This is a genomic window from Hymenobacter sp. BT730, assembly GCF_030542105.1.
GTDB lineage: Bacteria > Bacteroidota > Bacteroidia > Cytophagales > Hymenobacteraceae > Hymenobacter.
This window is the reverse complement of record NZ_JAUOFB010000001.1, coordinates 571,808-587,640: the sequence shown is the minus strand read 5'-3', so window position 1 is coordinate 587,640 and position 15,833 is coordinate 571,808. Positions and strand designations below refer to the sequence as shown.

The 15,833-nt window shown below is 59.7% G+C and carries 7 protein-coding genes; 2 read left to right on the top strand and 5 right to left on the bottom strand.

Annotated elements, in window-relative coordinates:
• Window positions 1-9 precede the first annotated feature (9 nt).
• Window positions 10-2,742, bottom strand: a complete 2,733-nt coding sequence (locus tag Q4G72_RS02515; RefSeq protein WP_303309861.1) for a 4-alpha-glucanotransferase — start codon at window positions 2,740-2,742, stop codon at window positions 10-12.
• A gap of 224 nt (window positions 2,743-2,966) precedes the next feature.
• On the opposite strand from Q4G72_RS02515, the gene Q4G72_RS02510 reads away from it, so the two are divergent.
• Both Q4G72_RS02510 and tamL read left to right on the top strand, forming a co-directional pair.
• The gene (locus tag Q4G72_RS02510) at window positions 2,967-8,105 is read left to right on the top strand and encodes a translocation/assembly module TamB domain-containing protein (protein ID WP_303309860.1); all 5,139 of its coding nucleotides are present in this window, start codon (window positions 2,967-2,969) and stop codon (window positions 8,103-8,105) included.
• A 17-nt stretch (window positions 8,106-8,122) separates the two neighbouring features.
• Complete coding sequence (tamL, locus tag Q4G72_RS02505; protein WP_303309859.1) at window positions 8,123-10,471, top strand: translocation and assembly module lipoprotein TamL; 2,349 nt, start codon at window positions 8,123-8,125, stop codon at window positions 10,469-10,471.
• Between the two features lie 90 nt (window positions 10,472-10,561).
• Here tamL and Q4G72_RS02500 read toward each other — a convergent pair whose 3' ends face one another.
• From Q4G72_RS02500 to fdhD, 4 genes are all read right to left on the bottom strand, one after another.
• The gene (locus tag Q4G72_RS02500; protein ID WP_303309858.1) at window positions 10,562-11,680 is read right to left on the bottom strand and encodes a serine hydrolase domain-containing protein; all 1,119 of its coding nucleotides are present in this window, start codon (window positions 11,678-11,680) and stop codon (window positions 10,562-10,564) included.
• Window positions 11,681-11,863: 183 nt separating this feature from the next.
• Complete coding sequence (locus tag Q4G72_RS02495; RefSeq protein ID WP_303309857.1) at window positions 11,864-14,416, bottom strand: FdhF/YdeP family oxidoreductase; 2,553 nt, start codon at window positions 14,414-14,416, stop codon at window positions 11,864-11,866.
• A 46-nt stretch (window positions 14,417-14,462) separates the two neighbouring features.
• Window positions 14,463-14,786 carry a DUF7009 family protein gene (locus tag Q4G72_RS02490; RefSeq protein ID WP_303309856.1) on the bottom strand — a complete coding sequence of 108 codons (324 nt, stop codon included), beginning with the start codon at window positions 14,784-14,786 and terminating at the stop codon, window positions 14,463-14,465.
• The gene (gene fdhD, locus Q4G72_RS02485; protein ID WP_303309855.1) at window positions 14,770-15,690 is read right to left on the bottom strand and encodes a formate dehydrogenase accessory sulfurtransferase FdhD; all 921 of its coding nucleotides are present in this window, start codon (window positions 15,688-15,690) and stop codon (window positions 14,770-14,772) included. The genes Q4G72_RS02490 and fdhD overlap by 17 nt, the downstream gene beginning before the upstream one ends.
• Between the last annotated feature and the right edge of the window lie 143 nt (window positions 15,691-15,833).

Genomic DNA, 15,833 nt, shown 5'->3' with positions numbered 1-15,833 from the left:
TCGACGGGCTTAGTACACACTATCCCGGCCGCTTTGCGCTACCAGCTCGTGCATCGTGTGGTTGAACTCTTCGGCGGTCAGTAGCTCTTCCAGCGGCAAGTGCAGGCGGTATTTCCAGAAGTGCTGCGGGTTGGCGGGCACATTAATCTGCTCGTCCTGGGGGTTCTGCCGGCGCAGCTGCCCATCTATAGCCAGCAAATCCTGAATGGGAAAAATGGCCCACATGGCGGGCGAGAACAGGTGCTGCACCAAAATTTCGCGGGCTACCCATGGCTCGCAGTAGAAGGGTGCCTGCTCGCCCCAATGGCCCAGAATCTGCTGAAAGAAGCGCAGGGTTTTCTCCCGGTCTTCCTCCCACCAGCCGCGCACGGTACTCATGTCGTGGGAGCCGGGGCTTACCACGGATAGGTAAGGAGCCGCGGCGGGATGGCCAAACTCGGTTTTGGGGTCGGCGGGCATACGCTGAATGTTCAGGCCCAGAATACCCAGCTGCTTCATCACCCCCGGCACCGACTCCGGCACCATGCCCAGGTCCTCACCACAGATGAGCATATCGGTGGCGTAGCGCACGGCGGGCAGCTTAATCAGGCCCTGCCGGCGCCAGAACTCCTCGTGGCGACGGTAGAAGAAATCAACGTATAAATCCCACACGCGCTGGCGGGTTTCCTCATCCAGCTCCTTATAGGAATAAGTATGCTGCAGCGTGATACGCGGGTGTAGGTACTGGCCGTAAGTGCCCTGCTCTTCCAGAAACAGCACTTCGTTTACCAGCTTGTAAAGCCCGTCCCGGATGTGGCGCAGGTGGTCAGCATTGCCGGGCTCCTGCCGCAGCTTGTGCTCAAATACGGCTTCAATGTGGCGCTGCGTGCGTACTTCCTCCCGCAGGCGGAAGGCCTCGTAGCCGGCATCTTCCAGAAACTCGTGACGCACGGCCTCGGCATCCTGGCCAAAGATGTCGCGCAGCATGTGCCAGCGAATGTAAGGCTCACAGAGGCGGCGGTAGTCGAACCAGCCCAGCCGGTCGCGCACTTCGTCGCGGTGCAGGGGCAGGGCCGGCGCAAACCGCCCCAACAGGCCTTCCACGGAGTCACCCTGAATTTCCCAGATGCGGAAAAAGCCCAGAATGTGGTCAATGCGCAGGGCATCGAAGTAGCGCGAAAGGTGCGTGAGGCGCTGGCGCCACCAGGCGTAGCCGTCCTGCGCCATCCGCTCCCAGTTGTAGGTAGGAAAGCGCCAGTTCTGGCCGGTTACCGAGAAGTCGTCTGGTGGGGCGCCGGCCTGCCGGTCCATGTGGTAGAGCTCGGGCTGGGTCCAGGCATCTACGGAGTGACGGTAAATGCCAATGGGCAGGTCGCCTTTGAATACTACCCCGTGGTAGCGGGCGTATTCCACGGCCGCACGCAGCTGCTTATCTAAGTGGAACTGCGTGAAAAGGTGCAGGCCGTACTCGTCAAACTCGGCGCTGTCGAAGTCAATAATCTGATGGAAGGAAGGCGGGGTGCGGAACTCCTCGGGCCACTGGGTAAAATCGGCCGTCCCGAAACGGTCGCGCCAGGCAGAGAAGGCTGCGTAGGGCACCAGCCAGCTTTTCTGCTCTTCCAGAAAGTGTTGAAAATCGGTATCTGCCAGGAAAGCTTCTTTTTCCTGCTGGTAGAGCAGGCGGGCAAACTTCCACTTGGCGTTCATCACGGGCTCGTAAGCCACGTGGTCCAGAGCGTTGAGCTCGGTGCGCAGCTTATCCAGCTCGCCCTTCTGTCCGGCATCGGCCAGGGGGGCAATGCTGTCGAGGTTGAGGTAGAGCGGGTGCAGCGCAAACACTGAAATGGCGGCGTAGGGATAGGAATCAACCCAGGTGTGCGTGGCCGTGGTATCGTTGATGGGCAGAATCTGCACCATCTTCAGGCCGGTTTGCTTGGCCCAGTCTACCAGCAATTGAATGTCGGTGAACTCGCCTACGCCCAGGCCGTGGCGGCTGCGCAAGGCAAACACGGGCAGGGCCACGCCGGCTCCACGCCAGGGTCCGTTGGGGTAGCGGAAGCTTTCATCGTGGCGGATGCGTAGAGTACGTCGTTCTGCCGGAGGCAGCAGCACCCGGTTTTCGCCGCCTTCCAGGTGCACAATTTTCTTCTGCGCCGCGTCCCAGATGCCATACTTGTAATACACCGGCCGGGTGGAATCTTCCAGGGCTACATCGGCGCACCAGGTGGGAAAGCCCCGGTCGGAAAGCACCACGGCTTTGCGCTCTTCCCAGGTGCCCAGGGCGTGGTCGGAGCCCAGCACGCAGAGCTGGTGGTTGGTATCCACGCGCGGGGCGGGCAGCTGAAAGCGTACTACGGAGTCGGCGAGGCGGGCACTGGGGCGCGGGGCAGCGGTGGGCTCGTGGCGCATAAGAGCGCGGGTGAAGGCCGCCGTAAACAGCTCGTTTTCCGGCTGAGCCGGGGCACGCCAGTAATCCTCCAGTACCACCCGCTCAAACTGCTGGGCGGCTACCTGTTCCTGGCGGTTGGGGCCCCACTCCCACTGAGCGCCGCCGTCGCGCTCATCTACCAGCAAATACTTGTATTCCAGGTTCAGCTCGCCATCGGGCACGGTTACCTCCTGGGCCCAGAGGCCGGTATCGGGCTGGTAATGAAGCGACAAGCCCTGGTCGGCTTGCCAGGCGCCCAGCTCAGGCAGGTTGCCGCACACCACAAAGCGCTGGCCCCATTCAGTGCGGAAAGGGAGAGTAAACCGTATAATCATAATGGAGGAAGCAGAATGCGGCCGAAAGATAACAGACCGCGGGCTTGAAACAGGTGGGAACTACTGGAATCAGGCTACGAAAAATGCCGGATTACTGCCGGGTTTTTTACTGGAAATCTACTAAAACTAACCCGGATGCTCCTTTTTTCGTTGGGAGGGAAGAACTCTAACCCTGCTCTGTTATCAACTCTCTACCCACGTCCGCTCGCCGCGCTTTATACGCCGTGCTGGGGTTGCTAGCCCTGGTCTTGCTGCTCGTTATTGGGCTGGTGGTGGCCCTGCAGTTTCCCGCTGTGCAGGACTATGCGGCCCGCAAGGCAGCGGGTTATCTGCAGAATAAAATTGGCACTGAAGTCCGGATTGAGAAGTTCCGCACTGACTGGCGGCATGGCCTGGCGCTGGATGGCGTGTATCTGGAAGACCAGAAAGGCGATACACTGGTTTCGGTAGGCAAGCTGGCCGTGGGCCTGGACCTGTGGGCTCTTACGAAATCCGAAATCAACATCAGCTCCCTGGAGCTGACGGACGGTACCGTGCACATTGCCCGCACTGAGCCCGATTCCACCTATAATTTCGACTACATTCTGGCGGCCTTTGCCACCGGCGACACTACTACCGTAACGCCCGCCGACTCTACCGGTGGCTTTAAGTACGATATCGGCGACGCGCATCTGCAGAACATCTACCTCACCTACCAAGACCAGGTAGATGGACTGAACGTGCGTACCCGCGTGGGTGACGCAGCCGTGGCCATGAACGAAGTAGATGTGGACCGCAGCATTTACCGCGTAGAGTCGGCCGCCCTGAAGAACACCAGCCTCGATATCACGCAAACCAAAGTACCACCCGACACGCCTTCTGAACCGCTTACGCTCACGTTTGGGCTGGAGAAAGCCACCCTGGAGAACGTGGCACTGAATTACCGCAACAACCCCTCGGGCCAGTACATCAAAACCCGCATCGGGCAGGCCGAGGTAACAGCCGATAATATTGACCTGCTCCGGCAGCGCATTGCGCTGAACTCCTTGACGCTGCGTAACTCGGAGGTGGCGTTTGCCCAAAATGAGAACGTGCCGGTAGAGCAGCGCGTGATTAACCCCGTGGAAACGGTGCAGAAGCTGGATTCGGCTGTGGCGCAAACCACGGGCGCACCTACCAGCTGGCGCATTTCGTTGAAAGAGTCAGATATCAGCGGGCTGCGGTTTGCCTTTGATAACGTGGATGAAAAGCGTCAGCGCACCCGCCTGCCGGCCATGGACTACAACCATATGCTGTTTGATTCCCTGGCCCTGCGCACCCGCAACCTGGTGTATACCAACAACCGCACTACCGGCCGAATTGATCTGCTGCGCGGGCGCGAGCAAAGCGGCTTCCGGGTAGACCGCGCGGCGGCGGATGTGGTCTACGACTCGGTGCAGATTCGCTTGGATAATCTCGACCTGATGACGCCGCACACCCGCATCCGCCGCACGCTGGCCATTGGGTTCGACTCTTTAGGTATGTTGGCCGACTCCAGGCTAATTGGCAAAATGCGCATGGAGGCCGACCTGCGCAACACGCGCCTGGGGTTCCGCGACATCCTGTATCTGGCCCCCGACCTCATCACGGAAAAGCCCTTTACCAGCGGCCCCAACCAGTCAGTGCTGCTGAATGGCCGGGTGAATGGGCGCCTGGATAACTTCGCGCTCAACAACGTAGAAATTGTAGGGTTGCGCAACACCGTGGTGCGCGCCGATGGCCGCATTCGGGGTTTGCCTAATACCGATGGCCGGCTGTACACGGACCTCAACATTCGGCAGCTCACGACTACTAAGCGGGACATCAACGACCTGCTGCCCGCAGGCCTGATTCCGCAGGATGTGATTGAGCTGCCGGAGCGCGCCACGCTGAGCGGCACCGTACGGGGCCGGCCTACCGCCAACGACCTGGCCCTGAACCTACGGGCCAATACCTCTTATGGCGGCGCCACTATTGCGGCTAACCTACGCCCCGGCCCCGCCGGGCGCGAGCCGGTAAACGCCCGCTTCACCTTCCAGAACTTTCAGCTCGGCCGTCTGCTCAAACAGCCCGATATTGGGGCGGTAACCGGCCGGGGCACCTACTCCGGGGCCGGCCTGGAACCTGCTACCATGCGCGGCCAGCTGGTAGCCAAACTCGACCGCGCCCGCTACGGCGACTATACCTACCGTAACATCGACGCTACGGTGGGCATTACGGGACAGCAGTACGCCATTGATGCGCGCAGCACCGGCGACGCCAATGCGGCCTTCGCCATCAAAGGCACGGTGGACCTACGCAACCCCAATGCGCCGCGCTACGCTTTCAGCGGCAATGTCAAAAGCCTGAACCTCACGGCGCTGGGCTTTTACTCCGGTGGTGATTTACGGGTACAGGGTGATTTGGACGCCAACCTGTCGGGGTCTGATTTGAATACGCTGAATGGCACTCTGGTCGGCAATAACATTGTAGTTGTGTCCAATAATCAGGCTATTCCGCTGGACTCCGTGAATGCGCGCATTCTGCAGGTGCCAGGCCGTACAGAGCTTGATTTTACTTCCAGCATCTTGCAGGCTACCGTGCGCGGCAACACGCGCCTCGGCGACATGGGCACGGAGCTGCAGCGGCATATTGACCGGTACTTTGATTTGCCGGATGTGCAATACCGTGCTTCCTCCGTAGCCCGCAACTTTACCTTTGAAGTGCAGGTGCCCAAATCGGGGGCGCAGCTGTTGCCTAAATTCGTATCCGGCCTCACGCGCATTTCGCCTTTTTCCGCCTCCGGCAGCTATAACAGCCGCGCCGCCGACCTTACGGTGCGCTCTGATGTGGCCTATATGCGCTACCTGGGCACTTCTTTCGACTCCCTGAAAGTACGCGTGGGGTCCGATGCGCAGAAGCTGGACTACTCAATAGCCCTCGACCAGATCCGGCAGGATACTACGCTGCGGGTACCCAACCCCTCGCTTACCGGCAGCATTGCCAACAACCAGATTGGCACGCGCCTGCGCATTGCCGAATCGGACTCGGCGGAGCGGCTGAGCTTAGGCGGCGTGCTGCAGGTGCTCAACGGGGCTAAAACTTACCAGTTCAGCTTTGCCCCGCAGCTTTCAGTAGACCGCAAACAATGGGTGGTGGGGCCTAATAACTACCTGCGCTACACGCCGGCTACCGGCAACATAGAAGCTCAGAACGTGCGCCTAAGCCGCAACGAGGGTGCCGCCGACCGTTTCCTGGCCCTGCAAACCCTGCCGGGCGCCCGCAACCCGCTGCAGGTACAAATCGGCAACTTCGACCTCTATGCCCTGGGCCGCGCCGCCGGCCTGCAGGACTCCCTGATTGGCGGTACCCTGAACGGGCAGGCTGTGGCCTACAACCTGGGCCGCACCGGGCAGGCTTTCACCGCCGACCTCACCCTGACCCAACTGGCTTACAATAAATACATCCTGGGAGATGTGCGCGCCCAAGCCGTGAACAACGTGGCCAACCGCTACGACGTTACGGCCCAGCTCACCAGCCAGGACGGCAACGATGTGCGGATGCAGGGCTATTATGAGGCCAGCGGTGCGGTTAATATCGACGCCAATATTGCCCAGCTGAACCTGAAAACAGTAGAGCCCTTTTCCCTCGGTCAGATCCGGGAAACCAGCGGCGCGCTGACGGGCGACCTTACCATCCGGGGCACTACGGCGTTGCCGCAGCTGCGGGGTACCGTGCGCTTCCGCGAGGCGGGCTTTACCCTTTCGCAGCTGGGGGCACCTTACCGTATTTCCGGGGAGGAACTCGTTATTGATGACCGGGGTCTGCGCTTCGATGATTTCGCTATTCTGGATTCTCTGGGCAGCAAGGCCATCATCAACGGCTACATTATTCCGGGGCGCAGCCTGGCCCAGGTAAGTCAGTACCGTCTCAACCTCACGGCTGTAACCAACAATTTCCTGGCGGTGCAAAGCAAGCGCAGCGACAACCCGCTGTACTACGGCACGCTCTTCGTGGACTCTGACTCCCGCGTGACGGGCGTGCTAAACCGGCCGGCCGTGCGCACCCGCGCTACCGTGGCCGATGGCTCTGACCTGACCGTGGTGGTACCCACCGAAGACCCGGTGGAAGTGCAGCGCGAAGGCATTGTGGTGTTTGTGGACAAGGATGCGCCCAAGCTTGACTCGGCGCTGGCACAGGTAATAGACCTGGACAGCGCCGAGGTACCGACAGGCTATGATGTGCAGGCCAACGTAACCGTAACCGACCGCACACCTTTCACCATTGTAATTGATGAAGCCGCCGGCGACAACCTGCGGGTGCGGGGCGAAGGCACCCTGGATGCAGTGCTGGATGAGCGCGGCCCGCAGAGTCTGACCGGCCGCCTGGGTGTAACTGAGGGCCAGTACGAAATGTCGCTCTATGATCTGGCTGAACGTAAATTCGACATCGATCCGGGGTCCTTTATCCTCTGGACCGGCGACCCCTACAATGCCCAGGTGAACGTAACGGCTATTTACAAGGTGCGCGCCGTAGCCGCCGATTTGATTGCCAATCAGCTGGACACGGAAAGTGCCGAAATCAGCAACCTCTCGCGCAACCGCCTACCGTTTGAGGTGCTGCTGAAAGTGACTGATGAGCTGCTTAAACCCACTATCGGCTTTGATATTCGTCTGCCGGAAAACACCATTAGCCCGGTAGCGGCACCAGTGCGGGCCAAGCTGGAGCAGCTGCGTCAGCCCAGCGAGCAGAACGAGCTGAACAAGCAGGTATTTGCCCTGCTGGCGCTCAACCGCTTCATTGCCGAAAACCCGCTGAAGAGCACTGCCGCTCCTGGTGGGATAGTTAGCAACCAGCTGCGCGGCTCGGCCAGTCAGGTACTGACCGACCAGCTCAACAGCCTGACCGGCGAATACCTGGCGGGCCTGGGCCTGGAGCTGGGCGTAGATTCGTACGCGGCCGTATCGGGTACGGGCCAGCAGTACAACCAGACCGACCTGAACGTGGCCGTGCGCCGCCAGCTGTTTAACGACCGGCTCTCGGTGCGCCTGGGCACCGATGTTCCCCTGGCGGGCGGGGCTAACCAGGCCGCCGGCGGTACTTCCGCAGCCAGTCAGTTTGCCGGCGACGTGAGCATTGAATACAATGTGCTGCCTGACGGACGCCTGCGCCTGCGCGCTTTCCGCAACAATGCCTACGAGGACATTGACGGCCAGTTTATCCGGACCGGTATGTCCCTCATTTTCCAGCGCGACTTCAACAATACCCAGGAGCTGTTTACTAAGATTGCTCCCGAGGTGAAGCAAGCCGTACGCACGGACCGCCGCGCCCGTCGGGCTGAGAAAGCCTCCGCCCAGGATACCCTCAAGAACAACGCCCTGAACTAAGACCGCAGATGTCAGTGATGAAAACCAAGATGACAGAAATGCGGCTGATGAAAGCCATGCGAAGCCCGGTGCTGGCCATAGCGCTGCTGTTTCTGGCGGCGTGCAGCGGCACCCGGTTCATCTCCGAAAACGACAAGCTTTACACCGGCAGCACGGTAAAGCTGAGCTCTCCGTACTCCATCCCACGCAAGGCCCAGATTCAGACTGAACTGGAAGCCGTTATCACGCCCAAGCCCAACGCCTCTATTCTGGGCATGCGGCCCAAGCTCTACTTCTGGCACATGGGCGAGGGAAAAAGCAAGGGTATTGGGCATTTCCTGGCCGAAAAATATGGCGAGGCTCCGGTCTTGCTCAGCCAGGTAGACACTCAAAAGGTGAAGGGGCTGATGACCAACCGCCTCTACAACAACGGCTACTTTGAGAGCCCGCGGGTGCAAACCAAACCCAACGTAAAAGGCCGCACAGCTACTATTGACTACTCGGCTACGGTGCAGCGGCCCTACCTAATTAAGTCCATTCATTTTCCCGAGCGCGACACGCTGCTGGATAATGATATCCGCAAGACCCAGGCCGGCTCTCTGCTGAAAGTGGGTGAGCCGTACAACCTCAACACGCTCATTACGGAACGCTCCCGCATTGATGACCTACTTAAGCAGAACGGGTATTATTACTTCAACCCCGACTATATTCTGTATGAGGTAGACAGCACCCAGCACAACCAGGTAGACGTGTACCTGCGCGTGAAAGGCACTATTCCGGACCGGGCCGCCCAGCCCTACGTGTTCAACCGCATAACGCTGAACACCCGCTACGGCCTCACCGACACCACCGAATCGATACGGCCCATCATCTACAAGAAGTATCGTTATGTACCCGATGAGAAGATCTTTAAGGCCAAGGCTATTACGGGCGCGGTGTTTATGTACCCCGACAGCCTGTACCGCCGCCGCCGCCAGGACCAGACGCTGAGCCGCCTGATGAGCCTGGGCACCTTCAAATTTGTGGATATCCGGGTGCGGGAGGCGCGCCAAAAGCCTGACTCGGCCGGCTATGGCTTCCTGAATACCTCGGTACGCATGACCCAGCTAAAGAAGAAGTCGTTGCGGGCCGAGGTGCAGCTCATCACTAAAACCAATGGCTTTACGGGGCCGGGCTTCACGGCGCAGTACCGCAACCGCTCTGCCCTGCGTGGTGCCGAACAGCTGCTGATTAGCCTGGTAGGCTCTTTTGAAACCCGCCAGGGCGGTGGCAGCAGCAACACCGGCGTGGAAGGCACTACCGGCCCGGTACTGGGCCTGACTTCTTATGAGCTGGGTGTGAACTCGCAGCTGCTGGTACCGCGCCTTATCACGCCAAAGCTGCCCTTCCTGGATCCGCGCCTGTCTAACTCCGACTTTCAGCCCCGCACCTCCTTTGGCGCGGGCTACCGATATGTGGAGCGGCGGGAGTTTTTCCAGGAAGATTTCTTTAATCTGAACTACGGCTATAGCTGGAAAACCAAAATTACCAACGAGCAGGAGCTGCGCCCCATTGACCTGCAGTATATCCGGCTGGCCAAGACCACCCCTGAGTTTGATGCCTTGCTGGCCCAGCGGCCTTTCCTGGCCAACTCCTTCCGGCAGCAGTTTATCCCGGCTTCTTCCTACCGCTATACCTACAACACCCAGGTGTATGAGCGCCGCCGCAACCAGGTTTACTTCACCGGCAATGTGGAAACAGCCGGCAACCTGGCCAGCGCCATCAGCAAGCTATCCGGCGCCAGCACCAATGAAAAAGGCTTGTATGAGATAGTGGGTCAGGAATTCTCACAGTACTCGAAGGTAGATCTGGAATTCCGCAACTACTACCGCATTACGCAGGACCCTACCAGTGGCAACAAAATTGCCACCCGCCTGCTGGTAGGCCTGGGCCTGCCTTATGGCAACTCCGAGGTGATGCCCTACCTGAAGCAGTATGGCGTGGGAGGACCCAACAGTGTGCGGGCGTTTGCCCCGCGGGAGGTGGGCCCCGGCAGCTACCGCCCCACCAACACCGATGTGGCCTCCCGCTTCTACGACCAGGTAGGCGACATTCGGCTGGAAGCCAACATGGAGTATCGCCAGGATTTATTCCCCTACGTGAAAGGCGCGCTGTTTATGGATGCCGGCAACGTGTGGCTGGTGAACAAGGATGATACGCGAAAGGGCGGCCAGTTTAAGGCCGGTTCCTTCCTGAATGAGCTAGCCATTGGCGCTGGGGCCGGCGTCCGCGTCGATATCCAGTTTATTGTAATTCGCCTTGATGTGGCTTACCCGCTGCGGGTACCATATGGTGGTAGTGGTGGCGGCGCCTTTGTGCCGAACCTGGCTATTGGGTATCCTTTCTAGCGGAGCAAGTAGCCCTGAAAACAGCAAACCCGCCGGCACCAAAACGACCAGCGGGTTTGCTGTTTTCAGGGCCATGGCTACAGGCCTTTTTTACTTATAGTTCTCGGCCCGGTCCTGGGGTAGGCCAGGCACAAAGTAGTGGGCAATGGCTTTGGCCAGATAGGGCGGAAAGCCTCCCCGGGTATTGGTGAGCACAATTATGGTGAGCGGCTCCTGGCCTTTATCCACAAAGCGCACAATATCCGCTAAAGCCGGGCCCCCACTATGACCTACCAGCTGATGCCCCTGGTATTCCTCCGTAATCCAACCCAGGCCGAAATGCGTGGGTGTTTGGTTACGCAGGCGGTTAGCCGTCCAGAGCAGCGCCGTGTTTTCGGGTGTCAGCAGCGTATTTTTATCAAGCGCCACGGTCCAGTTGGTCAGGTCCTGAATGGAGGAGTAGAGCCCGCCGGCAGCGTAAAACCAGTCGGGAAAACGCATGTCGCTGATGCTGTAGCGCTGCTCCTGCTTTGACCAGGCGTATACCTCCGCGGCCCCCGGAATAATAGAAGCACTGCGCATGACGTCATTATCCTGGCTGTTATTGAAAGCCGTGTTGCGCATTTTCAGGGGCTCCAGCACTTTTTGCCGCAAGGCTTCTTCAAAGGAAAGTCCGGTTACGCGGCTGATGATGGCTTGCAGTACGGCATAATCGGTGCTGACGTAAAAGTCTTTCGTGCCGGGCTCGTAGGCCATGGACAGCGCGGCAGCCGTGCGCAAGGCATGGCCGTTGTTGCGCGTGGTTGCCAGCGGCACCAGCTTGATGCCTGATTGGTGCGCGGCCAGTTCCCGCACGGTAATGCTTTGCCAGGCTGCCGGAATAGAATCCAGGTACGTGCCAATGCGCTCATCCAGCTTTAGCTTGCCTTCCTGCACCAGTACGGCCAGCAGCGTGCCCGTCAGCGGCTTAGTGGCGGAAGCCATTTGAAAAGGAGTTTGGGGCGTTACGGGCTGCTTCCAGGTAAGACTGGCCAGGCCGTAAGTGCCCTGTTTGAGCACCTTCCCGTTTTTAATCACAGCCACGGCGGCACCCGGTATGTGCTGAGCAGCCATAGTACGCCGCATAAATACATCCACCGAATCGGGGCGGGGCACCGCTGAGGCTGCCAGCGTGGCAAGGCCAAGGAGCAGGCTGGCCAGGAGACGGAAAAAAAGCGTGGGGGTTTTCATAGCAGAGGGAGAAAAAGAGGTGTGACTGAGCAGATGACACAATACTACGAAAGTGTTCGTATTTGTAAATCACATGATGATGTGACGCTTACTCATTCTCGCCCGAGCTGGTAACCCAGCTATAAAAAACGGCACCCCGCTTTAGAAAGCAGGGCGCCGCCAAGGCATTAACGAAGGGGGAAATCAGGCCTCCGCTGCCAGGCGTACCTCCACCGGCGCGCCTACTGTTTTATGAGCCGGCACCACCGTTACCACCACATATTTGGAGGTGGGCGTGTTGCTGACTTTGGCTACGCTGGCCACCGGCACCAGCGGGTTGGCCTCCGGGAAATAAGCCGATACATTACCCTTGGGAATATCGTACGGCACGGCCACAAACTTCTCTACGGTGCGCTTCTCGCCTTTGAAGTGGCTGGTAATGTCGATAAGGTCCTTGGCTTGGAGGCCGCGGTCGGCCATGTCCTGCGGGTTCATGAACAGCACGCGCCGCTCCCCATGAATGCCCCGGTACCGGTCGTTGTACTCGTAGATGGTGGTGTTGAACTGGTCGTGGCTGCGCACCGTCATCAGCACCAGTTGGTCGGGCTCCAGGTGGTACTTTTCCAGCTCGGTGGTGGTGAAGTTGGCCATGCCGTTCTTGGTGGTAAACTTCCGCTCCCGGGGGCCGTTGGGCAGGTAGAAACCGCCGGGGCGGCGCAGCTTCTCATTGAAGTTCTCGAAGCCGGGAATCACGCGGGCGATATGGTCGCGGATGACGTCGTAGTTCTCCGTCATGGCTACCCAGTCGGCAATATTGGTGCGGTTGCCCAGGGTGGCAATGGCCACGCCGCTGATGATGGCCACTTCGCTCATCATCTGGCCGTCCAGCGGTACCAGCACGCCTTTGTTCTGGCTCACCACGCCCATAGAATTCTCGCAGGAGGTCATCTGGTGCCCCGATTTCTGCATGTCGATATCCAGGTGCGTGAAGCAGGGCAGCAGCAAGCTGGTTTCGCCGGTGATGAGGTGGCCGCGGTTGAGCTTGGTACCCACAAACACGGTCAGCTTTTGCTTGCGCATGCCTTCGGCAATAACCTCGGTATCGGGGCCAGCGGCCAGCAGGTTGCCGCCCAGCCCGAAATACACTTTGGTCTTGCCCTTGTACATAGCCTTAATGGCCTCTACCGTATCGTAGCCGTGTTCATAAGGCGGGGTGAAGTTGAACTCCTTGCCCAGGGTATCCTGAAACTCTTTGGTGGGCTGCTCCCAGATACCCATGGTCCGGTCGCCCTGCACGTTGGAGTGGCCGCGCACCGGGCAGGTACCCGCACCGGGTATGCCAATGGCGCCCTTCATCAGGTGCAGGTTCACGATTTCCTGGATGGTCTGCACGCCCTGGCGCTGCTGGGTAACGCCCATGGCCCAGCAGGTGATAATCTTTTGCCTGGTGGCCAGCATATTGGCAGCCTCCAGCAGCTGCGCCCGCGAAATGCCACTCAACTCCTCAATATCGTCCCAGGAAGTATTCCGAATGTTCTGCTCAAAGCTCTCAAACCCGGTGGTGTACTTGGCCACAAAGGCACGGTCTACCACCTGCCCGGGGTTCAGGTCTTCAGCCTCAAACAGGTGCTTCATGATGCCGCGCAGCAGGGCCATGTCGCCATCTACCCGCACCTGCAAAAACAGGTCGGTAATCTGGGTGCCGTCGCCCATCAGCGCCCCCAGGGCCCGCAGTGGGTTCATAAAATCCTGGGGGTTTTTGAAGTGGTTGAGGCCGGCTTCAATCAGGGGGTTCACGCTGATGATTTTGGCCCCGTTGCGCTTGGCCTTCTGCAGGGCCGTAAGCATGCGCGGGTGGTTGGTGCCGGGGTTCTGGCCAATCACCAGAATGACATCGGCATCATAAATATCATTCAGCGTGACGGAGCCTTTCCCCAGGCCCAGCGTGGGGCTGAGGGCCGCGCCGCTGCTCTCGTGGCACATGTTGGAGCAGTCGGGCAGGTTGTTGGTGCCGAATTGCTTGGCGAAGAGCTGAAACAGGAAGGCCGGCTCGTTGGGCACCTTGCCCGAAGTGTAGAACAGGGCTTCGTGGGGCGAGGCCAGCGCATTCAGGTGGTCAGCAATGAGCTGGAAGGCGGCGGGCCACTCAATGGGCTTGTAGTGGTTGTCGCCGGGGCACTTCACCATAGGGTGCGTGAGGCGGCCGGCGTTGTTCTGGTCCCGGTCGGTCATGCGGGAAAGCTCAGCCAGACTGTGGCGGGCAAAGAACTCGGGGCCGGCGGCTTTGTCGTCGGCATCGGAGGCAGTAGCCTTGGCGCCATTCTCACAGAATTCGGCCACGGAGCGGTGGTCGTCGGGGTCGGGCCAGGCGCAGGAAGAGCAGTCGAAACCGTCCTTCTGATTCATGTTCAGCAGGCCTTTGGTGCCGCGCGCCAGGCCGCCTTCGCTCCAGCTAAACTCCATGGACTTTATTACGGCCGTGATGCCTGCGGCCACGGTAGCGCGCTCTTCCAGCTTCAGGCCCGTCAGCGCTTCCGGCGGCTGCGCCAGAATAGGGTGATGATATTTGGCGTTGGCCACGTCTGGAGCAGGAATATTGGTTTGGTCCCGGCTGTGCTGCGGATCGGGGCGGTAGTGGTCGTTGGTGGGAGCTGCCCCTTGGTCAGGCCGCTCTCCGCTCTTCGGCACGTTGGTTTCAGCTGTTTGCTGTTCTGGTTTGCCAGCCTTGCTGGGGTCTTCGGCGGGAGATTTTTCCATGAGGGCGGGAGGAAAATAGCAGTGAGAAACCGGGCAACATCAGCAGCTAGTGGCGGCAGTCCAGGTCTTTTTCAATCAGGATTTTAAGGGGCTGATCTTCTGCCATCATAAGGGTGGCAGAAAACCCATTTTGGTCGGAGCTGGTCCAGTGCGCCGCCAGGGCCGCCGGCACTTTCACTGTCAGCGCGCCTACGCCGTAGCTAACGCGAAACTCCTCACTTTCGGCCCGCTCCAAAGCATAGGTCAGGCTTTCAGTAGCGGTAGGGCCCAGGGACACCACGGCCGCTACCCGCCCTGCCGCCGCAAACTGCTCTACCTCCTGTTCCGAGAGCCGGAGGCGAAGCGAGTTATCTTCAATGCGAAGCTTCATGAGGATTAGATTGATTATCCGCCGGGTGGTTTTCTATACCAGCCAGAACGCGCCAGTCTCCGCAGTATACGTTATATCGGCCTTCGCGCACAAACCCGCACACCGTCATACCAAAGTTTTGGGCTGCCTGCACGGCCAGAGAGCTGGGGGCGCCTACCGCAGCCACTACCGCAATGCCCGCCACGGCCGCTTTCTGCACTAATTCAAAGCTCACACGCCCGCTCAGCAGCAGCACATGCCGGTGCAGCGGCAACCACTCCTGCAGCAGAGCGGCCCCAATTACCTTATCCAGAGCATTATGGCGGCCCACATCTTCCCGCAGCAGCAGCAGCTCGCCTTCCGGTGAGAACAAGGCTGCCGCGTGCAGGCCGCCGGTTTGCTCAAACAGCGCCTGGGCGGCCCGCTGCCGCTCCGGCAGCTGGTGAATAACTCCGGCTGCCACATAGGGGCCATCGGTAGGCAATACCGGGCAGCTGGCCGCGTGCACGGCGTCAATGCTGGTTTTGCCGCATACCCCGCAGCTGCTGGTGGTGTAGAAGTGCCGCTCCATACGGGACAAGTCTACCGGCACGGTTGGGGCCAGCTCGGCCCGCACCACATTTTCCTGCTCCTCTGCTTTTTTCACATCGGGGCAGTAAATCACCCCGTACAGCTCGTCGCGGCGGCGGATAATACCTTCTGTCAGCAGGAAGCCCGCGGCCAGCTCAAAGTCGTGGCCGGGTGTGCGCATGGTTACTGCCACCGTGCGGTGCTGGCGGTCATCTGTGGGGCCATACCCCGCCCTAATTTCGAGGGGCTCCTCGGCCGCCAGCACATCGGGCGCTTCGGTCACGCTGGTGCCGCGCACGTTGCGCACTGTCACGTACTCGTAGCTGGAAGGAGGCAGAAAAACGGGAGCAGACACGGCAGATTACAGATAAGGGAGGAACGCCAAAGCCCGGCGGGGCACTGCTGGCAGCGCCGACAGACGGCGGTATTTGGTTAACTTTATCTGGCCAGCGTAAGTTTTACCACTACGCTGTCTTACCGCCCTATTTATTCCCGATA